At 73.1% G+C, this 23,173-nt stretch carries 20 protein-coding genes and 1 pseudogene; 4 read left to right on the forward strand and 17 right to left on the reverse strand.

Annotated elements, in window-relative coordinates; genetic code table 11:
• Positions 1–73: 73 nt before the first annotated feature.
• From ACIQZO_RS23900 to hrcA, 7 genes are all read right to left on the reverse strand, one after another.
• Positions 74–1,168 (reverse strand): PfkB family carbohydrate kinase, encoded by a 1,095-nt coding sequence (locus ACIQZO_RS23900; RefSeq protein ID WP_403629376.1) that lies wholly within the window; start codon positions 1,166–1,168, stop codon positions 74–76.
• Between the two features lie 333 nt (positions 1,169–1,501).
• A complete protein-coding gene (locus tag ACIQZO_RS23905; RefSeq protein ID WP_403629378.1) occupies positions 1,502–2,407 on the reverse strand; it encodes a ribonuclease Z in 906 nt (301 codons plus the stop codon).
• A 3-nt stretch (positions 2,408–2,410) separates the two neighbouring features.
• Positions 2,411–2,770, reverse strand: a complete 360-nt coding sequence (locus ACIQZO_RS23910; protein ID WP_403629380.1) for a histidine triad nucleotide-binding protein — start codon at positions 2,768–2,770, stop codon at positions 2,411–2,413.
• A 101-nt stretch (positions 2,771–2,871) separates the two neighbouring features.
• On the reverse strand, positions 2,872–3,615 hold the full coding sequence (locus tag ACIQZO_RS23915; protein ID WP_403629382.1) for a 16S rRNA (uracil(1498)-N(3))-methyltransferase: 744 nt from the start codon (positions 3,613–3,615) through the stop codon (positions 2,872–2,874).
• Positions 3,612–4,703: a nitronate monooxygenase gene (locus ACIQZO_RS23920; protein ID WP_403629385.1), complete on the reverse strand. Its 1,092-nt coding sequence runs from the start codon at positions 4,701–4,703 to the stop codon at positions 3,612–3,614. The genes ACIQZO_RS23915 and ACIQZO_RS23920 overlap by 4 nt, the downstream gene beginning before the upstream one ends.
• 157 nt (positions 4,704–4,860) lie before the next feature.
• The gene (gene dnaJ, locus ACIQZO_RS23925) at positions 4,861–5,997 is read right to left on the reverse strand and encodes a molecular chaperone DnaJ (protein WP_403629388.1); all 1,137 of its coding nucleotides are present in this window, start codon (positions 5,995–5,997) and stop codon (positions 4,861–4,863) included.
• Positions 5,998–7,014 (reverse strand): heat-inducible transcriptional repressor HrcA, encoded by a 1,017-nt coding sequence (hrcA, locus tag ACIQZO_RS23930; protein WP_403629390.1) that lies wholly within the window; start codon positions 7,012–7,014, stop codon positions 5,998–6,000.
• Positions 7,015–7,160: 146 nt separating this feature from the next.
• Here hrcA and ACIQZO_RS23935 point away from each other — a divergent pair, with 146 nt between their 5' ends.
• On the forward strand, positions 7,161–7,886 hold the full coding sequence (locus tag ACIQZO_RS23935; protein WP_403629392.1) for an MBL fold metallo-hydrolase: 726 nt from the start codon (positions 7,161–7,163) through the stop codon (positions 7,884–7,886).
• A 28-nt stretch (positions 7,887–7,914) separates the two neighbouring features.
• Positions 7,915–8,721, forward strand: a complete 807-nt coding sequence (locus tag ACIQZO_RS23940) for a DUF3097 domain-containing protein (protein WP_403629395.1) — start codon at positions 7,915–7,917, stop codon at positions 8,719–8,721.
• 106 nt (positions 8,722–8,827) lie between these two features.
• Here the strand turns inward: ACIQZO_RS23940 and hemW are convergent, their stop codons facing one another.
• The 3 genes from hemW to lepA form a co-directional block, all read right to left on the reverse strand.
• Positions 8,828–10,060 carry a radical SAM family heme chaperone HemW gene (gene hemW, locus ACIQZO_RS23945; RefSeq protein WP_403629398.1) on the reverse strand — a complete coding sequence of 411 codons (1,233 nt, stop codon included), beginning with the start codon at positions 10,058–10,060 and terminating at the stop codon, positions 8,828–8,830.
• 137 nt (positions 10,061–10,197) lie between these two features.
• Complete coding sequence (locus tag ACIQZO_RS23950; RefSeq protein WP_403629401.1) at positions 10,198–12,090, reverse strand: AMP-dependent synthetase/ligase; 1,893 nt, start codon at positions 12,088–12,090, stop codon at positions 10,198–10,200.
• A gap of 234 nt (positions 12,091–12,324) precedes the next feature.
• Positions 12,325–14,190, reverse strand: a complete 1,866-nt coding sequence (lepA, locus tag ACIQZO_RS23955) for a translation elongation factor 4 (protein ID WP_403629404.1) — start codon at positions 14,188–14,190, stop codon at positions 12,325–12,327.
• A 281-nt stretch (positions 14,191–14,471) separates the two neighbouring features.
• On the opposite strand from lepA, the gene rpsT reads away from it, so the two are divergent.
• The gene (rpsT, locus tag ACIQZO_RS23960; protein WP_150519680.1) at positions 14,472–14,738 is read left to right on the forward strand and encodes a 30S ribosomal protein S20; all 267 of its coding nucleotides are present in this window, start codon (positions 14,472–14,474) and stop codon (positions 14,736–14,738) included.
• Between the two features lie 258 nt (positions 14,739–14,996).
• Here rpsT and ACIQZO_RS23965 read toward each other — a convergent pair whose 3' ends face one another.
• Together ACIQZO_RS23965 and holA are read right to left on the reverse strand one after the other, a co-directional pair.
• Complete coding sequence (locus ACIQZO_RS23965) at positions 14,997–15,389, reverse strand: hypothetical protein (RefSeq protein ID WP_403629407.1); 393 nt, start codon at positions 15,387–15,389, stop codon at positions 14,997–14,999.
• 25 nt (positions 15,390–15,414) lie between these two features.
• On the reverse strand, positions 15,415–16,407 hold the full coding sequence (gene holA / locus ACIQZO_RS23970) for a DNA polymerase III subunit delta (RefSeq protein WP_403629410.1): 993 nt from the start codon (positions 16,405–16,407) through the stop codon (positions 15,415–15,417).
• Positions 16,408–16,468: 61 nt separating this feature from the next.
• Between holA and ACIQZO_RS23975 the strand changes: the two genes are divergently transcribed.
• On the forward strand, positions 16,469–16,711 hold the full coding sequence (locus tag ACIQZO_RS23975) for a hypothetical protein (protein ID WP_403629411.1): 243 nt from the start codon (positions 16,469–16,471) through the stop codon (positions 16,709–16,711).
• A gap of 11 nt (positions 16,712–16,722) precedes the next feature.
• On the opposite strand, the gene ACIQZO_RS23980 is transcribed toward ACIQZO_RS23975, so the two are convergent.
• From ACIQZO_RS23980 to ACIQZO_RS24000, 5 genes and pseudogenes are all read right to left on the reverse strand, one after another.
• The gene (locus ACIQZO_RS23980) at positions 16,723–17,613 is read right to left on the reverse strand and encodes a YceI family protein (RefSeq protein WP_403629414.1); all 891 of its coding nucleotides are present in this window, start codon (positions 17,611–17,613) and stop codon (positions 16,723–16,725) included.
• Between the two features lie 136 nt (positions 17,614–17,749).
• Positions 17,750–19,975: pseudogene (locus ACIQZO_RS23985) on the reverse strand (ComEC/Rec2 family competence protein); the annotation flags it as partial.
• A gap of 146 nt (positions 19,976–20,121) precedes the next feature.
• Complete coding sequence (locus ACIQZO_RS23990; RefSeq protein WP_403629416.1) at positions 20,122–20,760, reverse strand: helix-hairpin-helix domain-containing protein; 639 nt, start codon at positions 20,758–20,760, stop codon at positions 20,122–20,124.
• 506 nt (positions 20,761–21,266) lie between these two features.
• Positions 21,267–22,112, reverse strand: coding sequence for a DegV family protein (locus ACIQZO_RS23995; protein ID WP_403629418.1), 846 nt, complete (start codon positions 22,110–22,112; stop codon positions 21,267–21,269).
• A gap of 219 nt (positions 22,113–22,331) precedes the next feature.
• Positions 22,332–23,108, reverse strand: a complete 777-nt coding sequence (locus ACIQZO_RS24000) for a hypothetical protein (protein WP_403629419.1) — start codon at positions 23,106–23,108, stop codon at positions 22,332–22,334.
• Between the last annotated feature and the right edge of the window lie 65 nt (positions 23,109–23,173).

A 23,173-nucleotide genomic window follows, 5' to 3' on the forward strand; every position in this document is an offset into this window, starting at 1 on the left:
GACGACCTCCGGAATACCAAGCCTACGTCTGCGGCGCTGCTTCCCCGAGGGGTTTTACCGCCCGCCCGCGCGGCTACACAGAGTGCCGGAAGCCGATCGTCGGTACAGCCCTGCGCCGGGCCGCCGGGGTGCTGCCCGACGGGATCAGGTCGTCCAGGAAGCCGTACCGGCCGCGCAGCTCCCGCGGGGCGGCCTGCCACCAGTGGGCCACCTCCGGCCAGCCGGGGGCCGACAGGGAGCCGCCGAACTCCTGGACCGACAGGGCCGCCGTCAGGCCGGCGAAGGCGAGCCGGTCCGCGAGCGGCCAGCCCGCCAGGGTGCCGGTCACGAAGCCCGCCACGTAGACGTCGCCCGCGCCTGTCGGGTCCAGCTCGTCCACCGTGATCCCGGGGACGTGCGCCGTCTCCCCGGTGCGGCCGTCCACCGCGTACGAGCCCTCCGCGCCCATCGTCACCACCGCGATCGGCACCTCCTCGGCCAGGGCCCGGGCCGCGGCTCTGGGACAGTCGGTCCGCGTGTACCGCATCGCTTCGCCCGCGTTGGGCAGGAAGGCCTCGCAGTGCTCCAGGTCGGCCAGGGCCCCCAGGTCCCACCGGCCGCTCTCGTCCCACCCCACGTCGGCGAAGATCCGCGAGCCGCGCCGGGCGGCCTCGCCGATCCACTCCTCGCCGCGGCCGGGCCCCAGCGAGGCCACGGCCGCGCGGGCCAGCGGCGGGCACTGCGGGAAGGGCCCGGGGCCCGCGGGCTGGGGGGCCTCGTGGCCGTGCGAGACCATCGTGCGCTCGCCCTCGTAGGCCATCGAGACGGTGACCGGGCTGTGCCAGCCGGGGATGGTGTGGGACATGGACAGGTCGATGCCCTCGCCCTGTTCGAGGGCGTCCCAGCAGTACTCGCCGTAGTGGTCGTCCCCGAAGGCGGCGGCCAGCGAGGTGCGCAGCCCGAGCCGGGCCAGGGCGGTGGCCATGTTGGCGACGCCGCCGGGGCTGGAGCCCATGCCGCGCGCCCAGGACTCCGTACCGCGCACCGGGGCGGAGTCGAGGCCCGTGAAGATGATGTCGAGGAAGACCGTTCCGGTCAGGAAGACGTCGCAGCCCGGTTCCTGCGGGTCACGCAGCGGACCGAGCGGGTCCACAGCTGCTGCGCGGATTTCGTAGTCCCGACCGGTCACGGCGATCTCCCCGTTGTTTCTCGAAGGCCCGTTTCTGCATGACGTTTCCAGTGGAAAGCTGCCAGTCCTGCCCGCACCGGGCAGGACCAAACCCAGTGTGGCGCAGATCACCCTCGGATTGCCCTTCGTCACTCGGGCCACTCGGCGGACCGGGCCCGGGGGGGGGGCGCGGGGGGGGGGGGGGGGCGGGGGGCGCCCCCGCCCCCCCCCCCCCCCCCCCGGGGGGGCCCCCCCCCCCCGGGGGGCGGCCCCCCCCCCCCGGGGCGCCCCCCCCCCCCGGGGCCCCCCCCCCCCCCGGGGCCCCCCCCCCCCCCCCCGGGCCCATGGCCGCCGTCAGCCCCGCTTGGGCAGGGGCACCCGCATCAGGTCGGCGGCCACCGTGAGCTCGCCCTCGAAGCCGGCCGCGCGGGCCTGGCGCTCGAACTCGGCGGGGTCGGTGTAGCGCTGCGAGAAGTGCGTCAGCACCAGGTGCCGCACGCCGGCGTCCCGCGCGACGCGCGCCGCCTGGCCGGCGGTGAGGTGCCCGTGGTCGGTGGCCAGCCGTTCGTCCTCGTCGAGGAAGGTCGACTCGATCACCAGCATGTCGCAGCCCTCGGCGAGTGCGTCCACGCCGGGGCAGAGCCGGGTGTCCATGACGAACGCGAACCGCTGGCCGGTCCTGAGCTCGCTCACCTCGTCCAGGGTGACCGCGCCGAGCCGCCCCTCGCGCTGGATCCGGCCCACGTCCGACCCCTTGATCCCGTGCCGTGCGAGCAGCTCGGGCACCATGCGGCGCCCGTCGGGCTCGGTGATCCGGTAGCCGAAGGACTCCACGGGGTGCGAGAGCAGCCGGGCCTCGAGCATGTACGGGGGCCCCTGGGCCAGCGTGCCGTCGGCGGCCACCGGCTCCTCGCGGAGCGGGACGGTCTCGCGGTAGGCCGTGGCGTAGCGCAGCCGGTCGAAGAACTTCTGCCCCGAGGCCGGGTAGTGCGCGGTGACCGGGTGCGGGACCTGGTCGAGGTTGATCCGCTGGATCACCCCGGCGAGGCCGAGGCTGTGGTCACCGTGGAAGTGGGTGACGCAGATCCGGTTGATGTCGTGCGCGGCCACCCCGGCGCGCAGCATCTGGCGCTGGGTGCCCTCGCCCGGGTCGAAGAGGATGCCCTCGCCGTCCCAGCGCAGCAGGTAGCCGTTGTGGTTGCGGTGGCGGGTGGGCACCTGACTGGCGGTGCCCAGCACCACGAACTCTCGTACGGACACGAGCTATCCCGGGGGCCACTGGAGGCCGCGGCCGCCGAGGACGTGCGCGTGGGCGTGGAAGACGGTCTGGCCGGCTCCGGCGCCGGTGTTGAAGACGATCCGGTAGCCGTGGTCGACGATCTTCTCGTCGAGGGCGACCCGGCCGGCCTCGCGCAGTATGTCGGCGGCGACGGCCGGCTCGGCCGCGGCCAGCGAGGCCCCGTCGGCGTAGTGCACCTTGGGGATGACGAGCACGTGCGTGGGCGCCTGCGGGTTGATGTCCCGGAAGGCGACCGTGGTCTCGGTCTCGCGGACCACGGTCGCAGGGATGCTCCCCGCGACGATCTTGCAGAACAGGCAGTCGGCCTGCGGTTCCCCGGCCATTGCTGAGCCTCCCGTGACGTTGATCGGTCCGGGCATCGTATCCAGCCGTGCGCCGGCCGCGGGCGCCCATTTCGGCCCGCCGGGGCCGGCGGGCCTCGCCGTCAGGACCAGCGGCCCGTGCGGGCCAGGAGGACCGCGGTCGCCGCCGTCCCGGCCGTGGAGGTCCGCAGGACAGAACGGCCCAGGCGGTAGGGGTGGGCCCCCGCCTCGGCGAAGGCCGCCAGCTCCTCCGGGGAGACGCCCCCTTCCGGGCCGACCACCAGGACGACGGAACCCGAGGCGGGCAGCTCGGCCGTGGCCAGCGCTCCGGAGGGGGTGTCGCGGTCCTCGTGCAGGACCATCGCCAGGTCGGCGCCGGCCAGCAGCGCCGCGACCTGCTTGGTGGACATGGCCTCGGCCACGTCCGGGAACCGCACCCGGCGGGACTGCTTGCCCGCCTCCCGGGCCGTGGCCCGCCACTTGGCCAGGGACTTCGCCCCGCGGTCGCCGCGCCACTGCGTGATGCAGCGCGAGGCCTGCCAGGGCACGATCGCGTCCACGCCGGTCTCGGTCATCGTCTCGACGGCCAGCTCGCCCCGGTCGCCCTTGGGCAGGGCCTGGACCACCGTGATGCGGACCTGCGGCTCCGGCTCCCGCCCCGCCGAGGACACCGCCACGACGAGCCGGTCCTTGCCCTCGGCGGCCTTCACGACCGCTTCCGCCCAGCCGCCCCGGCCGTCCGTGAGGACGACATCCTCGCCCGGGTTCAGCCGCTTCACGGACACGGCGTGGCGGCCCTCCGGCCCGTCCAGGACGAACTCCGGCCCCGAGGGGACCTCTTCCACCACGAACACCGGGGCGGTCATGACGCACTCCTCATCTGCGTTGCCTTCAACGTGCTCTGCGCCTGGGCCAGTTCGGCCGCCAGCACCTCCACCAGCTCCCCCGCGGGCAGCGGTCGCGCCATCCGGTGACCCTGGCCCGCCCACAGCGCCATGCCCTGCGGATCCCCGGCTGCCGCGGCGGCCTTGCGCAGCCCCGAGGTCAGGTGGTGGACCTGCGGGTACGCGGCCGGGGCGTACGGCCCGTGCTCGCGCACGAAGCGGTTCACCAGCCCCCGCGCCAGCCGCCCGGAGAAGGCCCGGGTCAGCTCGGTGCGGACGAACAGCGCGTCCGTCAGCGCCTTCTTGTGCACCGGGTCCGCCCCGGACTCCGGGCAGGCCAGGAAGGCCGTCCCGAGCTGCGCCGCCTCCGCGCCGGCCGCCAGCAGGCCCGCGATCTGCGAGCCGCGCATGATGCCGCCCGCCGCGATGATCGGGAGGGCGACCGCCTCCCGTACCTGCGCCACCAGCGTGAGGAGTCCCACGGTCGCCGTCCCGTCGATCTGCGGGTCGTCCCGGTGGGTGCCCTGGTGGCCGCCGGCCTCGGTGCCCTGGACGCAGACCGCGTCGGCGCCCGCGTGCTGGGCGCTGCGGGCCTCCTCGACGGAGGTGATCGTGACGACGGTGTACGTACCGGCCTTGCGCAGGGCGGCGAGGGCCGCGGAGGTGGGACAGCCGAAGGTGAAGGAGACCACGGGGACCGGGTCTTCGAGGAGGATGGCGAGCTTGGCGTCGTAGCCGTCGTCGCTGGTGCCGATGATGTCCTCGTCGGCAAGCGAGATCGCGTACCAGCTCGCCTCACCGGCCAGCTGCCCGCGGTAGGTCTCCACGGCGGCCGGGTCGACGTAACCGGTCTGCGGCATCAGGAGGTTGACGCCGAAACGGCGCCGGGTGAGCGCGCGCACCTGCTTGATCTCGTGGTACATCCCGTCGGCGGTCTTGTAGCCGCCGGCCAGGAAGCCCAGTCCACCCGCCTCGCACACGGCAGCGGCGAGCGCGGGGCAGGAGGCGCCGCCCGCCATGGGAGCCTGCACGATCGGGTACGGGGCGAGACCGTTCGCTGCCGAGGACATGGACTGCATCGTGCCACGTCCGGCGCATGCGGCCGAATCACCACATTCGCCTGGCATAGTCCTCCTCCCGGCGGGCTTTCGGCCACTGCGGGGGCTCATGCGACGAGCCCGGCCGGGGAATCCCCTGGCCGGGCTCGTGACGGTGGTGCGCGGTCGGTCAGCGACCGTTGAACGCGTCCTTCAGCCGGCTGAACAGCCCCTGCTGGCCCGGCGCGAACTGGCCCATCGGCCGCTCCTCACCGCGCAGCTTCGCGAGCTGGCGGAGCAGGTCCTCCTGCTGGGCGTCCAGCTTGCCCGGGGTGGTGACCTCGACGTGGACGATCAGGTCGCCGCGTCCGCCACCGCGCAGGTGGGTGACGCCGCGCCCGTGCAGCGGGATCGCCTGTCCGGACCCGGTGCCGGGCCGGATGTCGATCTCCTCCAGCCCGTCGAGCGTCTCCAGCGGGCATTTGGTGCCCAGTGCGGCCGCCGTCATCGGGAGGGTCACCGTGCAGTGCAGGTCGTCCCCGCGCCGCTGGAAGGTCGGGTGCGCCAGCTCGTGGATCTCCACGTACAGGTCGCCGGCAGGGCCGCCGCCGGGGCCGACCTCGCCCTCGCCCGCGAGCTGGATCCGGGTGCCGTTCTCGACACCGGCCGGGATCTTGACCGTGAGGCTGCGACGGGAGCGGACCCGGCCGTCGCCCGCGCACTCGTGGCACGGGGTCGGGACCACGGTGCCGAAGCCCTGGCACTGCGGGCAGGGCCGCGAGGTCATGACCTGGCCCAGGAAGGACCGGGTGACCTGCGAGACCTCACCACGGCCACGGCACATGTCGCAGGTCTGCGCCGAGGTGCCGGGAGCGGCACCCTCACCGGAGCAGGTGTTGCAGACGACGGCCGTGTCGACCTGGATGTCCTTGGTGGTTCCGAAGGCCGCCTCGTCCAGCTCCAGGTCGAGGCGGATCATGGCGTCCTGTCCGCGCCGGGTCCGCGAGCGCGGTCCGCGCTGCGAGGCCTGGCCGAAGAAGGCGTCCATGATGTCGGAGAAGTTGCCGAAGCCACCCGCTCCGAAGCCGCCGGCTCCGCCGCCGCCCGAGGAGGACAGCGGGTCGCCGCCGAGGTCGTAGACCTGCTTCTTCTGCGGGTCCGACAGCACCTCGTAGGCCGCGTTGATCTCCTTGAAGCGCTCCTGCGTCTTCGGGTCCGGATTCACATCCGGGTGGAGTTCACGCGCGAGGCGCCGGAAGGCCTTCTTGATCTCGTCCTGCGATGCGTCGCGGCGCACGCCGAGAACGGCGTAGTAGTCCGTGGCCACTTACGACTCCGCCAGGATCTGTCCGACGTAACGTGCCACTGCGCGTACCGCTCCCATCGTTCCGGGGTAGTCCATGCGGGTCGGTCCGACCACGCCGAGTTTGGCGACTGCTTCGCCGCCCGAACCGTAACCGACCGAGACGACCGACGTGGAGTTCAGTCCCTCGTAGGCGTTCTCATGCCCGATCCGTACGGCCATTCCCGACTCATTGGCCTCGCCCAGCAGCTTGAGGAGCACGACCTGCTCCTCCAGCGCTTCGAGCACCGGCCTGATCGTCAGGGGAAAATCGTGTCCGAAGCGGGTGAGATTGGCGGTACCGCCGATCATCAGCCGCTCCTCGGCCTCCTCGACCAGGGTTTCGAGGAGGGTCCCGAGCACCGTGGAGACCGTGCCGCGGTCCTCGGCCTCGAAGGATTCGGGGAGGTCCTGGACGAGCGGGGGCACATCGGTGAAGCGCCGCCCGACGACCCGGCTGTTGAGCCGGGCCCGCAGGTCCGCGAGCGAGGTCTCGCCGAAGGGGCTCGGGCAGTCGATGAGCCGCTGCTCGACGCGTCCGGTGTCCGTGATCAGTACGAGCATCAGGCGTGCGGGAGCCAGCGAGAGCAGCTCCACGTGCCGGACGGTCGACCGGGTCAGGCTCGGATACTGGACGACGGCGACCTGCCGGGTCAGCTGCGCGAGCAGCCGCACCGTGCGGCCGACCACGTCGTCGAGGTCGACGGCGCCGTCGAGGAAGTTCTGGATCGCCCGGCGCTCGGGCGACGACAGCGGCTTGACCCCCGCCAGCTTGTCGACGAAGAGCCGGTAGCCCTTGTCGGTGGGGATCCGGCCGGCGCTGGTGTGGGGCTGGGCGATGTAGCCCTCCTCCTCCAGCACGGCCATGTCGTTGCGCACGGTGGCGGGCGAGACGCCGAGCCGGTGCCGCTCGGTGAGCGCCTTGGAGCCGACCGGCTCCTCCGTCCCGACGTAGTCCTGGACGATGGCGCGCAGCACTTCGAGTCTGCGTTCGCTGAGCATCGCGCACACCTCCAGCTGTGGTCCGTTGCCGTGTACTGCCGTGTTTGTTGGCACTCTGTTCGTTCGAGTGCCAGAGAGCCCCCGCTCAGTGTACGGCCGGGCGGCGAGCCCCTGGCAAGGGAGGCCCGCCAGGGTAGCGTCGCCGCATGGACGTGCGTTGGGAAGAGTGCGGGTGGGAACGGCTGACCGGAAGGGCCGGGCGGCGGCGGCTGCCGGTGTGGGACTGCACCGTGGGGCTGGTGGTGGGCGAGGATTCGGTCCTCCTGATCGACCCCGGGTCGTGCCTGCGCGAGGGCGCCGAGGTGCGCGCCGAGGCGGAGCGGCTGACGGGTCGGGGCGTAACCCATATCGCATTCACGCACGGTCATTTCGATCATGTCCTGGGCGGGGCCGCCTTCGCCGGGGCCGAGGTGTTCGGCGCGGTCGGGCTGGACTCGCTGCTGTCGGCGGAACGCGAGGAGCTGCGCCGGGACGCGGTCGGGCAGGGGCTCGCCGAGGCGGAGGCGGCGGAGGCGGTAGACCTCTTGGTGCTGCCCCGGCACGGGGTGTCGGGCGAGTGGACGCTGGAACTGGGCGGCGTACAGGTGCTGCTGGCCAATGTGGGGCCCGGGCACAGCGGGCACGACCTGGCCGTCTTCGTACCGGGTGAGCGCGAGGTGGTCTTCTGCGGGGACCTGGTCGAGGAGTCGGGCGAGCCCATGGCGGGCCCGGACGCCACGCCCGGCCAGTGGCCCGCCGCCCTGGACCGGCTGCTGTCGCTGGGCGGTGACGACGCACTGTACGTGCCGGGTCACGGAGCGGTGGTCGGGGCGGACTTCGTCCGTGCGCAACGCGCCACACTGGCGGCCCGTTTCGGCGTGTCGGAGGCGTGACGCGCGCGGCTCTCCTACTGTCGGCCGGATGCGCGAGTACTCCCCCGACCTGACCCCGCAGTGGAAGCGACCCAAGGCCGTGCCGGAGGTGGCGGCGGACCGCGACCTCGTGGTCGAGGTCGCCGGTACGGACTTCTGCGGCGCGGTGGTGGCCTGCGAGGCGGGCACGGTGACCCTGGAGGACCGCTTCGGCAAGCGCCGGGTGTTCCCGATGGAGCCGCGGGGCTTCCTGCTGGACGGCGAGGCGGTCACCCTGGTCCGGCCCGCGCGCGGGCCCGCGGGACCGCGCCTCACGGCCTCGGGCTCCCTGGCCGTGCCCGGGGCGCGGGCGCGGGTGGCGCGGGCGGGCCGGATCTACGTCGAGGGCCGGCACGACGCGGAGCTGGTCGAGCGGGTCTGGGGTGACGACCTGCGGATCGAGGGCGTGGTGGTGGAGTACCTGGAGGGCATCGACGACCTCCCGGCCGTGGTGGCGGAGTTCGCCCCGGCCCCGGATGCCCGCCTGGGGGTCCTGGTGGACCACTTGGTGCCGGGCTCGAAGGAGTCCCGGATCGCGGCGTCGGTGACCACGCCGGACGTCCTGATCGTGGGCCACCCGTACGTGGACGTCTGGCAGGCGGTGAAAGCGTCCGCCCTGGGCATCCCCGCGTGGCCGGTGATCCCGCCCGGCCAGGACTGGAAGACGGGCGTCTGCCGGGCCCTGGGCTGGCCGCAGAACACCGGCGCCGCCTGGCAGCACATCCTGTCCCGGGTCACCTCGTACCGCGACCTGGAACCCACGCTCCTGGGCTCGGTGGAACACCTCATCGACCACGTCACGACACCCGCCCCCTGAGCCGGCCGCTCCAGCCCCGCCGCGCCTCTTTCAGCCCCACCGGCGTTTGAGGCGCGGGAGTCCGGGGGCAGCGCCCCCGGCAACGGCGCCGCGGGCCAGTCCTGGGCTAGTCCACCAGGTCCCGCACCACCGCGTCGGCCAGCAACCGCCCCCGCAGGGTCAGCACGGCCCGCCCGCCCTCGTACGGCCCCGGATCCAGCAAACCGTCCGCGAGGGCCTTGCGCGACGCCGCCAGTCCGGCAGGGGCCAGCAAGGTCAGCGGGACCCCGTCCACCAGCCGCAGCTCCAGCAGGATCCGCTCCACCCGCCGGTCCTCCTGCGACAGGAACTCCCGCCCGGCCCCGGGCGACCGCCCCTCCGCCAGCGCGGCGGCGTACGCCCCCGGGTGCTTCACGTTCCACCACCGCACCCCGCCCACGTGCGAGTGCGCGCCCGGCCCCGCGCCCCACCAGTCGGCGCCGCGCCAGTACAGCTCGTTGTGCAGGCAGCGCCCGGCGTCCGAGGTGGCCCAGTTGGAGACCTCGTACCAGGAGTACCCGGCCTCGGCCATCACCGAGTCCGCGATCAGGTACCGGTCGGCGTGGACGTCGTCGTCCGTCATCGGGACCTCGCCCCGGCGGATCCGCCGCGCCAGCTGCGTGCCCTCCTCGACGATCAGCGCGTAGGCGCTGATGTGGTCCGGCCCGGCCCCGAGCGCGGCCGCGAGCGTCGCGCGCCAGTCCTCGTCCGACTCCCCCGGGGTCCCGTAGATCAGGTCGAGGTTGACGTGCTCGAAGCCCGCCGCCCGTGCCTCCGCGACGCACGCCTCGGGCCGCCCCGGCGTGTGGGTGCGGTCCAGCACCTTCAGGACGTGCTGTTTGGCGCTCTGCATGCCGAAGGAGACCCGGTTGAAGCCCCCGGCGCGCAGTTCGGCCAGGTACTGCGGGTCCACCGACTCCGGATTGGCCTCCGTGGTGATCTCGGCGTCCTCGGCCAGGCCGAATTCGTCCCGGATCGCCGCGAGCATGCGTACGAGGTCGGCGGCGGGCAGCAGGGTGGGCGTGCCGCCGCCGACGAAGACGGTCCGGACCTGGCGCGGGTCGTCGCCGAGCACCTTGCGGGCGAGCCTGACCTCGTCGATCAGGGTGTCGGCGTAGTTCTCCCGGGAGGCGAGCACACCGCCGGTGCCCCGCAGCTCGGTGGCCGTGTAGGTGTTGAAGTCGCAGTACCCGCAGCGCGTGGCGCAGTAGGGGACGTGCAGGTAGAAACCGAGCGGCCGCTCCCCCACGCCCGCCAGGGCATGCGACGGCAGCGCGCCGTCTTCGGGCATGGGTTCACCGTCGGGGAGTGCGGAAGGCATACCCCCATCATCCCGTACCGGAAAGGCCGCGCCGGCGTCCGAGAGGCGGGATCCGGGGGCGGAGCACCGGAAAGGGGGGTGAGGCGGGGCGGTCCAACGCCCCGCCTCACCCCGCCCCGCCGGGCCCGCGGCAGGCGCTACGCCTCTCGGGACCCCTCGTACATCTCCTCGATCAGGTGCTTGAACTCACGCTCGACCACCGGACGCTTCAGCTTGAGGCTGGGCGTGAGGTCGCCGTGCTCGACGTCGAGGTCGCGCGGCAGCAGCCGGAACTTCTTGACCGTCTGCCAGCGCTGCAGCCCCTCGTTGAGGGTCTGCACGTAGGTCTCGATGAGGCGGTTGGTCTCCGGCGCGGCCAGGACCTGTCCGTACGTCTTGCCCTCCAGCCCGTTGTCAGCGGCCCAGGTCAGGATGGACGGCTCGTCGAGGGCGATGAGGGCGGAGCAGAAGTTACGGTCCGCGCCGTGCACGACGATCGTCGACACGTAGGGGCAGATCGCCTTGAACTGGCCCTCGACCTCGGCCGGGGCGACGTACTTGCCGCCCGAGGTCTTGATCAGGTCCTTCTTGCGGTCGGTGATGCGCAGGTAGCCGTCGGCCGACAGCTCGCCGATGTCGCCCGTGTGCAGCCAGCCGTCGGACTCCAGGACCTCGGCCGTCTTGTCCGGCTGCCCGTGGTAGCCCTGCATGATGCCGGGGCCGCGGAGCAGCACCTCGCCGTCGTCGGCGATGCGGACCTCGGTGCCGGGGAGCGGCTTGCCGACCGTGCCGGTGCGGTAGGCCTCGCCCGGGTTGACGAAGGAGGCGGCGCTGGATTCGGTCAGGCCGTAGCCCTCCAGGATGTGCACGCCGGCGCCGGAGAAGAAGAAGCCGATCTCGGGGGCCAGGGCGGAGGCGCCGGAGACGGCGGCGCGCAGATTGCCGCCGAAGGCCTCGCGGAGCTTGGAGTAGACGAGCGCGTCGGCGATCTTGTGCTTGGTGGTGAGGCCGAAGGGCGCGGTCGCCTGTCCGGTGCGGCGGAAGTTGTCCTGCGTGACCTTGGCGTACTCGCGGGCGACGCCCGCCGACCACTGGAAGATCTTGTACTTGGCGCCGCCGGCGGCCCGTGCCTTGGCGGCCACGCCGTTGTAGACCTTCTCGAAGATGCGCGGGACGGCGGCCATGTACGTCGGCTGCACGACCGGCAGGTTCTCGATGATCTTGTCGATCCGGCCGTCGACCGCGGTGACGTGGCCCGCCTCGATCTGCCCGGAGGTCAGCACCTTGCCGAAGACGTGGGCCAGCGGCAGCCACAGGTACTGGACGTCGTCCTTGCCGATCAGCCCGGTGGCCGTCATGGCCTTGGCCAGGTACGACCAGTTGTCGTGCGGCAGCCGGACCCCCTTGGGGCGGCCGGTCGTCCCGGAGGTGTAGATGAGGGTCGCGAGCTGGTCGGAGGTGATGGCCGCGATCCGCTCGTTGACCGCCTCGGGGTGCTTGGCGAGGTACTCCTTGCCGCGCGTCTCCAGCTCGGCGAGGGAGAGCACCCAGCCCTCGGGGTCACCTTCGGCCGCGACCGCGTCGGCGGCGTCGAGGACCACGACGTGCTCGAGGTTCGGCAGGTCGGCGCGGCGCTCGCGCGCCTTCGCCAGCTGCTTGGCGTTCTCGGCGATGAGCACCCGGCTGTCGGAGTCGGAGAGGATGAAGGCCGACTCGTCCGCGTTGGTGCTGGGGTAGATCGTGGTGACCGCGCCACCGGCGCACATCACTCCGAGGTCGGAGAGGATCCAGTCGACCCGGGTCTCGGAGGCGAGCGCGACGCGCTGCTCCGTCTCCAGGCCGAGGGAGATCAGTCCGGCCGCGATGGCGAATACCCGCTCGGCCGCCTGGCCCCAGCTGAGTGATTTCCAGTCGTCGGGGCCGCCCGAGCCGCCGGCCGCGGGCACCGGGTACCGGTAGGCCTCGTCGTTCGGCGTCGCGGCGACGCGCTCAAGGAAGAGCACCGCCACGGTGGGCGGGCGGTTCTCGAGATAGGTCTGTGTGTCGCTCACGACATCCTCCGGACCGTTCCACGCTGCGTGCGTGGGCGTGGGGCGCTGGGGGCGCTTGGGGACTGGCGGGTTTGCAGCCGTTGACTTTTTAAACTGGCGAGTAACCGTCGAGCAGTGATCAGACTAGAGCGCCTCCGGCGTGCGCGTAAGAGCCCGCGAGCGGCCGCTTCATAACGAAACAGGCCCCCGCACCGGAGTGCGGGGGCCTGCTCGCGTCGGGTGACGGCGGGACTACTACTTCTTCTTGCCGCCGGACTCGTCACTGGAGAGGACGGCGATGAAAGCCTCCTGCGGGACCTCCACGGAGCCGACCATCTTCATCCGCTTCTTGCCTTCCTTCTGCTTCTCCAGCAGCTTCCGCTTACGGGAGATGTCACCGCCGTAGCACTTGGCGAGGACGTCCTTGCGGATGGCGCGGATGGTCTCGCGGGCGATGACGCGGGAGCCGACGGCCGCCTGGATCGGGATCTCGAAGGCCTGCCGCGGAATGAGCTCGCGCAGCTTGGCGACCAGGCGCACGCCGTAGGCGTAGGCGGCGTCCTTGTGGCAGACGGCGGAGAAGGCGTCGACCTTGTCCCCGTGCAGCAGGATGTCGACCTTGACCAGGCTGCCGGACTGCTCGCCGGTGGGCTCGTAGTCCAGGGAGGCATAGCCACGCGTCTTGGACTTCAGCTGGTCGAAGAAGTCGAAGACGATCTCCGCGAGCGGGAGCGTGTAGCGGATCTCGACCCGGTCCTCGGAGAGGTAGTCCATGCCGAGGAGGGTGCCGCGGCGCTGTTGGCAGAGCTCCATGATCGCGCCGATGAACTCGGAGGGCGCGAGCAGGGTGGCCCGGACGACCGGCTCGAACACGTCCGAGATCTTGCCCTCGGGGAACTCGCTCGGGTTGGTGACGGAGACTTCCTTGCCGTCTTCCATGACGACCCGGTAGACCACGTTCGGCGCGGTGGCGATCAGGTCGAGACCGAACTCGCGCTCCAGGCGCTCGCGCACCACGTCGAGGTGGAGCAGGCCGAGGAAGCCGACGCGGAAGCCGAAGCCGAGCGCCGCCGAGGTCTCCGGCTCGTAGACCAGCGCGGCGTCGTTGAGCTGCAGCTTGTCCAGGGCCTCGCGCAGGTCCGGGTAGTCCGAGCCGTCGAGCGGGTAGAGGCCGGAGAAGACCATCGGACGCGGGTCCTTGTAGCCGCCGAGGGCCTCGGTCGCGCCGTTGTGCAGGCTGGTGATGGTGTCACCGACCTTGGACTGACGGACGTCCTTCACGCCGGTGATGATGTAGCCCACCTCGCCGACGCCGATGCCGTCGGCCGGGGTCATCTCAGGGGAGGAGACACCGATCTCCAGCAGCTCGTGGGTGGCGCCGGTCGACATCATCCGGATGCGCTCGCGCTTGTTGAGCTGGCCGTCGACGACACGGACGTAGGTCACGACACCGCGGTACGAGTCGTAGACCGAGTCGAAGATCATCGCGCGGGCCGGGGCGTCCTTGGGGCCGACCGGGGCCGGGACCGTGGCGACGATCTTGTCGAGCAGCACGTCCACGCCGAGACCGGTCTTCGCCGAGACCCGCAGCACGTCCTCCGGCTGGCAGCCGACCAGGTTCGCCAGCTCCTCGGCGAACTTCTCCGGCTGGGCGGCCGGCAGGTCGATCTTGTTCAGGACCGGGACGATCGCGAGGTCCTTCTCCATCGCCAGGTACAGGTTGGCGAGGGTCTGGGCCTCGATGCCCTGAGCCGCGTCCACGAGGAGGACGGTGCCCTCGCACGCGGCGAGGGAGCGCGAGACCTCGTAGGTGAAGTCGACGTGCCCGGGGGTGTCGATCATGTTGAGGATGTGGGTGTTGCCCTGACCCTCGCCCGTGGTGGGGGCCCAGGGCAGCCGGACCGCCTGGGACTTGATCGTGATGCCGCGCTCACGCTCGATGTCCATGCGGTCGAGGTACTGGGCGCGCATCTGCCGCTGGTCGACCACACCGGTGAGCTGAAGCATCCGGTCGGCAAGGGTCGACTTGCCGTGGTCGATGTGCGCGATGATGCAGAAGTTGCGGATCAGCGCCGGGTCGGTACGGCTCGGCTCGGGCACGTGGCTGGGGATCGCGGGCACGCAGTGTCCTGATTCTCGGTCGCAGTCGGAAGCGTTTGCGGAGCGTCGGTCGGAGCGAAAGTCCGGCTCCCGTCGCTCTCGGCGGCGCGATGTCGGATCTGTACGCAGACTCCCATGGTCCCATGGACGGGGCAGTGCGATCGGTTTGGGCCGCCCGCAGCGTGCCTGGTAGCCTGGGCAGCTGTGTCTCGTACGCCCTCTCAGTCGGGGGTCCCCCCGGACCGAGTCTGGGGGAGGGACACAATCCGAAGATCAAACTCTGAACCTGAAAAGGCTCTTTCGTGGCGAACATCAAGTCCCAGATCAAGCGGAACAAGACGAACGAGAAGGCGCGCCTGCGCAACAAGGCCGTCAAGTCCTCGCTCAAGACCGCGATCCGCAAGGCCCGCGAGGCCGTCGTCGCCGGTGACGCCGAGAAGGCCACCGTGGCTTCTCGCGCTGCCGCGCGTGCGCTCGACAAGGCTGTCTCGAAGGGTGTCATCCACAAGAACGCCGCCGCCAACAAGAAGTCGGCGCTGGCCACCAAGGTTGCCTCCCTGCAGGGCTGAGCTCCTGATGTGATCGCCGGGAAGGACCCAGTGGGCCCTCTCTCCCACTCCTGACCGGCACCCCGCTCCGCACACGAAGCGTTCGCCACGCGGGTGCGGAGCAATCCAGAAGTAACCCGAAGGCCCCGGCCTCCTCCCTCCCCAGGGCGGTGACCGGGGCCTTCGTGCTGCCCGGCGCCCGCGCGAACCGCTCCGAGGCGGCCCGGACGAGGACCCGGAAGAGGACCAAGGCCCCGGACCAGGACGCACCGGGCGCGGTCAGTCGTAGAGGTGCTGAGGCGGTACGCGGCCCGGCAGGGGCCGGCGCCGGTCGCCCTCGCGGGCGACGAGGATCCGGCGGGCCAGGGTGCGCACCTCGCTCCACGCCTCCTCGGCGGCCGGCGCGTCGGTCCACAGACCGACGCGGGGGAGAACGTCCGGGTCGGCGAGGATCCGGCCGATGGCCCGGAGGTCCCGCGCCGCTTCGGGCGCGAGGCTCCCTCGCTGCGCCATCCCTTCGGCCAGGTGGCAAACGAAGTCGACGTCATCGGCGAGGGCGACGCTCTTCACCCGGTGCTCGCCGGCCCAGGCCAGCAGGTCGGGAGCATCGGCGGCGAGGACGGCCGACAACCTCGCGACCCAACGCTCCCAGTGGTCGGCGTCCACGCTCATACGGAAGATCCCACCGGACACACCCCTACCGGCGCTGGGGGCGGGCCGCGCGGGCCACGGCCACGACTGCCTTCTCCAGGGCGTACTCGGGGTCGTCGCCGCCGCCCTTGACCCCGGCGTCGGCGGCGGCCACGGCGCGCAAGGCGTCCGAGACCCCGTCCGCCGACCAGCCGCGCATCTGCTGGCGGACCCGGTCGATCTTCCAGGGGGGCATCCCCAGGTCCCGGGCGAGGTCGCCGGGGCGGGCTCCGCGCGGGGCCGAGGCGAGCTTGCCGATCGCGCGGACCGCCTGGGCCAGGGCGCTGGTGATCAGGACCGGCGCCACCCCGGTGGACAGGGACCAGCGCAGGGCTTCCAGGGCCTCGGCCGCGCGCCCCTCGACCGCCCGGTCGGCGACCGTGAAGCTGGAGGCCTCGGCCCGGCCGGTGTAGTAGCGGGCGACGACGGCCTCGTCGATGGTGCCCTCGACGTCGGCGCACAGCTGCGCGGCCGCGCTGGCCAGCTCCCGCAGGTCACTGCCGATCGCGTCCACCAGGTTCTGGCAGGCCTCCGGGGTCGCCGACCGGCCCAGCGTGCGGAATTCGCCCCGCACGAAGGACAGCCGGTCGGCCGCCTTGGTCATCTTCGGGCAGGCGATCTCCCGCGCGCCCGCCTTGCGCGCCGCGTCCAGCAGGCTCTTGCCCTTGGCCCCGCCCGCGTGGAGGAGGACCAGGATGATCTCCTCGTAGGGCGCGGCGAGGTAGGCCTTGACCTCCTTGACGGAGTCCGCGGACAGGTCCTGCGCGTTGCGTACGACCAGCACCTTGCGCTCGGAGAAGAGCGAGGGGCTCGTCAGCTCGGCGAGCGTGCCGGGCTGGAGCTGCTCGGAGGCGAGGTCGCGGACGTCCGTGTCGGCGTCGACGGCGCGGGCGGCCGTGACCACCTCGCGCACGGCGCGGTCGAGCAGCAGCTCCTCCTGCCCCACCGCGAGGGTGAGCGGGGCGAGCAGATCGTCGGTGGAGTTCTTCCTGGTGGCCATCGGCTCCAGCATCCCACGCCGCACTGACGGCCCTCCGCCCCGCGTGCCCGAGAATGGTCGCGTGAATGTGCGACATGTACTCGTCCTGCCCGACCGCGACGCCGCCGAGGAGGTGGCCCGGGAGGCCGTCGACCGCTTCGGCCTCCCGGAGGAACCGCAGTTGGTCCGCGACGCACTGGCCGGAGAGGACGACGCCGAGGACGCCCAGTGGCTGGTGGTCGTCGAGGACCCGCGGGAACGGATCGACGCCGCCTCGCTCGACGACCTCGCCGCCGAGTACGAAGGCTGGCTGGAAGCCCCGTAGGGGCCCGCCCGTCAGGCCTTGCGCACGGCCTGGACGTCCAGCGTCACTTCCACGCTCGAACCGATCGCCGCGATGCCGTGCGCCAGTATCGACTGCCAGTTGAGGGTGAAGTCCTCACGGTGCAGCTCGGCGGTGGCCCGGCAGGCCGTCCGCAGTTCGCCCTCCATACCGGTGCCCAGACCCAGGTACTGGGTGTCCAGGGTCACCGACCGGCTCACGCCGTGCAGGGTGAGCGCGCCGGCGACGGTCCAGCGGCTGCCGCTGCGGTGGATGAACCGCTCGCTGTAGAACTCCACCGTGGGGTGGCGGACCGCGTCCAGGAAGTCCGCCGACCTCAGGTGGTCGTCGCGCAGCCGCAGCCCGGTGTCGATGCTCGCCGCGTCGATGATCACGTGCATGGAGGAGTCCTCCATGCGCTCGGCGATGCGCACCGCCCCGGCGAAGGTGCTGAACCGGCCGCGGATCCTGGCCAGGCCGATGTGGTGGGCCGTGAAGCCGACCGTCGAGTGCGTCGGATCGAGCTCCCAGTGGCCGGGCTGCGGCAGCAGCGGCGGCTCGACCGCGTCCAGGATGATCTCCGCGGTGCCGGGCTGCGCCGGGTCCCCCACGATCGTCACGCCGTGGAACGGCGCGTACCCCTCGGCGGTCACCGAGAGCCGGTACTCCCCCTCCGGTACGGCTGCGGTGAACCCGCCGTACGGGTCGGTCTCGCCGCTGACGACGCGGCGCCCGATCGGGTCGGTCACCTCGAACACGGCCTGCCGGAGCGGGCGATGGACGGTGTCGAGGACCCGGCAGCTGAGCAGACGCGCCGTCGGCGGCAACGTCAGTGTCGCGGATGTGGACGGGCTGGAGCTCCCGGCCGTCCCGACCGTCTCCATCCCCCGTCTGCGACCGAACATGGCTGATGCACCCCCGTGCTGTGTGGACTTGGACCGTTCTGGCGAAAACGAATTCGATCATGCTGTCGGGTTGCGGGCAAACAGAGCGGTCGCGCCCGGTATGACCGCGCCGTTTCCGCCGCCGGTTGGCCGGAAATGCCTGTAGCCCAACTCCGGCACCGCTGACGGCGATCGAGCCGTCGATATCGGTGCGCAGCACGGTCGCCCCCATCTCCCGCAGCCGGGCGAGCGTACCCGGCGCGGGGTGTCCGTAGCGGTTGCCCACGCCGACGGGAACGAGGGCGAGTCGCGGCCGGAGCCGTGCATACAGCTCCGGGTCCTGATGCGCGGAGCCGTGGTGGGCGACCTTGAGCACGTCCACCGGACCGAGCTGTGGATGCTCCCTCAACAGGGCTTGCTGCGCGGGCGGTTCGAGATCGCCGAGCAGGAGCAGGGTCAGGCCCGCGCCGCGCACCAGCAGCGCGACACTCGCATCGTTGGGCCCCTCGGGCGGCGGGCCGGCCGGCGGCGGCCAGAGCACTTGCCACTCGAACGCCCCGGCCCGTCGCCGCTCCCCCTGCACCGCAGTGACAATCGGCACACCCGCGGACGCCGCGGTACGCCGGACGAACTCGGCCTGCCCCGGCGGCTCTTCCAGTGCGGTGGCCTGGATCACACCTACGGACCGGCCCCGCAGCACCCCCGACAGGCCACCTACATGGTCGGCGTGAAAATGCGACAGCAGGAGCAGCGGCACCCGGTGCACGCCCAGGGTGCGCAGGCACTCGTCGACGGGGCCGGGATCCGGTCCGGCGTCGACCACCAGGGCCTCCCCCGGCCCGACGGAGAGGACGGCGGCGTCCCCCTGCCCCACGGCGCACTGGACATAGCTCCAGTCGGGTGGAGGCCAGCCGGTGAGCGTACGGGCGAGCTGCGGCGGCCGCAGTACGGCCAGGAGCAGCAGCACCGCCAGCGCCGAGCAGAGCCACCCGCGCCCGCGGAAGCGGACACCGGCGATCGCCACGACGGCCAGGGTGACGGCGGCCAGCAGTACGCCCCCGGTGAGCCCGCCCGGCCAGGGCACCTCCGCACCCGGAAACCGTGCCCCGGCCCGGGCCACGCCCGCGATCCAGCCGGCCGGCACGCCCGCGCACCGGGCCAGTACCTCCGCGGCGGGCATCCACACCGGAGCCGCCGCGAGCGCGGCGAAGCCGAGAACCGTGGCCGGAGCGGCCGCGAGCTCGGCCAGCAGGTTGCACGGCACCGCCACCAGGCTGACCCGGGCGGCGAGGACGGCCACCACGGGCGCGCAGACGGCCTGGGCGGCCGCGGCGGCCCCCAGGGCCTCGGCGAGCCGGGGCCGCGCCCCACGGCGCCGCAGGGCCGCGCTCCACCGCGGCGCGAGGGTGAGCAGGGCCCCGGTGGCCAGCACGGAGAGCAGGAACCCGTGGCTGCGGGCCAGCCAGGGGTCGATGAGCACCAGCAGCAGTACGGCGGCGCCCAGCGCAGGGATCAGGGACCTGCGCCGCCCGGTGGCGATGGCCAGCAGGGTGACCGCCCCGCAGGCCGCGGCCCGCAGCACGCTCGGCTCCGGCCGGCACACCACGACGAACGCCAGCGTCAGGGCCGCACCGCACAGCGCGGTGACCCGCAGCGAGAGCCCGAGCCGGGGTGCCAGCCCGCGCCGTTCGGCCTGCTGCGCGCTCGCCGGGGGTCCGATGAGCAGGAACAGCACCACGGTCAGGTTCGACCCGGAGACGGCCAGCAGGTGCAGCAGGTCGGTGGCCCGGAAGGCCTCGTGCAGATCGGGCGGAACCCTGGACGTGTCGCCGACGACCAGTCCCGGCAGCAGGGCCCGGGCATCCGGTGCGAGCCCCTCGGTGGCTTCGCGCAGCCCGGCCCGCAGCCGCCCCGCGAACCGCTGGACGGTGTCCGGGCCGCCGGTCACCCGGGGCGGGGTGTCACCGGCCGGCCGGAGCAGCGCCACGGCCCGCTCCCCGCCCCGCGCCGGGGCCAGCCGGGCGACGACCACCAGCCGGGTGGAGGGCTGCAGCCGGGCCCATTCCGCGTGCCCGGCCAGCACCCGCACCGGGGTCTCGACCCGGGTGCTCGCCCCGTCGGGCCCGGTCACCCGGGTCACCACCGCGTCCAGCACCACCACCGGTGGTCCGCTCCCCTTCCGGGCGGCCCTCGGGTCGGAGCCCACGGTGAGCTCCGCCAGCACACGGGCGTGCTCCCGCGCCAGCCCGGCCACCGGTCCGGCCCGCGCCTCGGCCCGCTGGAGCCCCGCCACCCCGGCCCCGGCGGACGCACACAGCAGGGCCGCCGCCGCGGCCGGGGCGAGCCGCCAGAGCCGTCCCGGACGCCGGCACCCGCACAGCATCAGCAGGCCCGCGCAGGCCACCCCCAGCCCCACCCCGAGGGCCGTCCGCCCGAGGGGCGCGTCCAGGGCGAGGGCGGCGGCTGCCCAGGCGGACACGGCGGGCACCGCGAGGCGCAGGTCCACCGGGCCCGTGCCCTCCGGGCCGTTCACGGCCGCACCAGCGCACGCAGGTCGGCGAACCGCCGCTCCCCGATGCCGTCGACCTGGCGCAGCTCCTCCACGGAGCGGAAACCGCCGCGGGCCGTCCGGAAGTCGACGATGTGCTGGGCCAGCACCGGCCCGACCCCCGGCAGCCCGTCCAGCTGGGCGACCGTGGCCGAGCCCAGGCTGAGCGGGCCGGTACCCGGTCCGACGCCCGGCGCTCCCGGTGGCAGCTGCGCCGGGATGCCGACCACCACCTGCTCGCCGTCCACCAGCACGCGGGCCCGGTTCAGCCCGGTGGTGTCGGCGCCCGGACGCACTCCCCCGGCGGCGGCCAGCGCGTCCTCCACCCGCGAGCCGGCGGGCAGCCGCCGTACCCCCGGGTCCCGGACCTTGCCGCTGATGTCGACGACGATCCGCGCGGCGCCGCCGGGTCCGGCCGGAGCGGGCGCGGGCGCAGCGGCCGCTGCGGGCACCGCCCCCGGGGCCACCACCGCGGGTGCGGTCACCGCCCGTGGCCGGGACCACCAGAACTGCTGCCCGGCGAAGCCGACGGCGGCGACCAGCACCACGGCGACAGCGGCCACCGTGCGCGGCCGTACCTCGCACCGGTCCTGCAGCCACAGCGGCAGCCGCTCCCGCACGGCCAGCCTCCGCGCGGCCCCCGGGGACAACCCGGACGCCTCAACGGCCGGTACCCGCGGATCCGCCCCGGCCGCAACCGAGGCCCCGGCCGAAGCCGATACCCACGCCGATACCCCGGACGAAGCGGAGGCCGGTACCCCGGACGGCGCCCGGCCCAGAGCCTCGGGCGGTGCCTCGGACGGTGCCTCGGACGGGACCCCGGGAGGCGCCTCGGCCGGAGCCCGGGGCGGGCTGCTGCCGCCGAGCAGGGCCTCGGCCCGCCGGCGCACCGCACCCGGCTCGGGATGAGGGACCGGCCGGCCACGGCGGGCCGTGCGCCGGTGCCGCAGTCGGCTGTCGGAGAGTCGGGGACGGCCCGGGCCACTGGTGGCGCCCGACGGATACGAAGCACGCGTTCGAAGAGTCATGCCACGACCGTAGGGGCCGATCCCGACCCCCGTTCGGAACACTCAATTCCGGTGGAAAAAAAGATCGTTGTGGATAACCGGGCCACTCGTTCCGGTGATCAGCGGGGCGAGACGACCGCCGCCAGCAACCCGGGGCCCGTGTGCGCCCCGATCACCGCCCCGACTTCGCTGACGTGCAGCTCGACCAGGCCCGGGATGCGCTCGCGGAGCCGCTCGGCGAGCTTCTCCGCCCGCTCCGGAGCAGCCAGGTGGTGCACCGCCACGTCCACGCTCGCGGACCCGGCGCGCTCGACGGCCAGCTCCTCCAGGCGCGCGATGGCCTTGGAGGACGTGCGGACCTTCTCCAGCATCTCGATCCGTCCGCCGTCCAGCGTCAGCAGGGGCTTCACCGCCAGGGCCGAGCCGAGGAGGGCCTGCGCGGCTCCGATCCGGCCGCCGCGGCGGAGGTAGTCGAGGGTGTCGACGTAGAAGTACGCGGACATGGCCGCCGCCCGCTTCTCGGCGGCCGCCACCGCCTCGTCCACGGAACCGCCCGCCTCGGCCACCTCGGCGGCGGCCAGCGCGCAGAAGCCGAGGGCCATCGCGACCATGCCGGTGTCCAGGACACGGACGGGCACCGGAGCGGTCCTCGCCGCCACCACGGCGGCGTCGTAGGTGCCGGAGAACTCGGCGGACAGGTGCAGGCTCACGATGCCGGTCGCTCCCGCGTCCGCCGCCGCCCGGTAGGCCCGGACGAACTCCTCCGTGCTGGGGCGCGACGTGGTGACGGAGCGGCGCTTCTGCAGGGCCAGGGCCAGGCTGCGCGCCGAGATCTCGGTGCCCTCCACCAGCGCCTCGCCGCCGAGTACGACGGTGAGCGGGACGGAGGTGATTCCGTGCCGCGCCATGGCCGGTCGGGGCAGGTAGGCCGTGGAATCGGTGACGATGGCGACATGGCGGGACATGAGCCGGAGGTTACCGCCAGTGGGGGCAGGACTGCAGCCTGGGCCCATGACACGAGCGTCGGCCGCGCTCCGGGCGGCGGCGCGAGCCTACGGTACGAGCCCCGCAGGTCCCGCCCGGCCGACCTGCTCATCCCTGTCGGGCCCGGTCAGCCAAGTCATCCCTGTCGGCCCGGTCAACCCCAGCAGCCTGAGCAGCCCTGGCTGCGCGATCGGCCCGTCTCAGGTCGTGCTCTCCGGCCGGCGCGTCTTCTGCCAGGGGTACTGCGGCGCCGGAGCGGCCGGGTTCAGGGCCGCCTGCGGCGGCTCCGCGCCCCATCCGCCCGCCGTCGCACCCGGAGCCGCACTCGGGGTCGCGCCCGGGTTCGCACCGCCGACCGGACCCGCCGCGGCCCCGTTCGCCTGCGCCGCGTCCCATGCCGCGGCCGCCGCCGCGAGATCGTCCACCGGCTCGCGCGACCAGTCCCGCAGCGCGTCGGACTCGACCTCGATCTGCGCCGACAGCGTGGACAGGTCGTCCTCCGCGAAGCGCTGGGCCCGGTCCCGCGCGGCCCACCGCAGCGAGTCCGCGGCCTGCTTGATCTTGGCCGTCCGCTCGCGCAGGTCCGGCAGGCGCTCCGCGATCCGCCCGCGGTCCGGGTCCTGCTCCAGCCGCTTCAGCTCGTCGTCGAGCTCGCGCCCGTGCGCGCTCAGCCGCTCGAACAGCACGATCGACTCCTGCAGCGAGGCGTCCGCACGGACCCCGTCCTGCAGCGCCTGCTGCGTGGACCGCATCGAGGTCCGCAGGTCGAGCCGCAGCTGCGCCAGCGCTCCCGTGACCCCGACCTGGCCGAAGCTCTTGGCGCGCAGGGTGGTGTCCTCGACGGTCCGCCGCGCCTGTGTGATGGTCCGGTCCACACCGCGCTTGGTCGCCTGCACCACCTTGACGGTCGCGTACACACCCAACCCCAGGAAGGTGAAAAGCACCATCAGCGCGAAGATGATCAACGCGGCCTCCATGAGCGTCCCTTCCCCAGTACCCGACGGCTCTTTTCCGTCCCCTCCACGGTAAACGCAACGGGCAG

Source organism: Streptomyces sp. NPDC097617, from assembly GCF_044761485.1.
GTDB lineage: Bacteria > Actinomycetota > Actinomycetes > Streptomycetales > Streptomycetaceae > Streptomyces.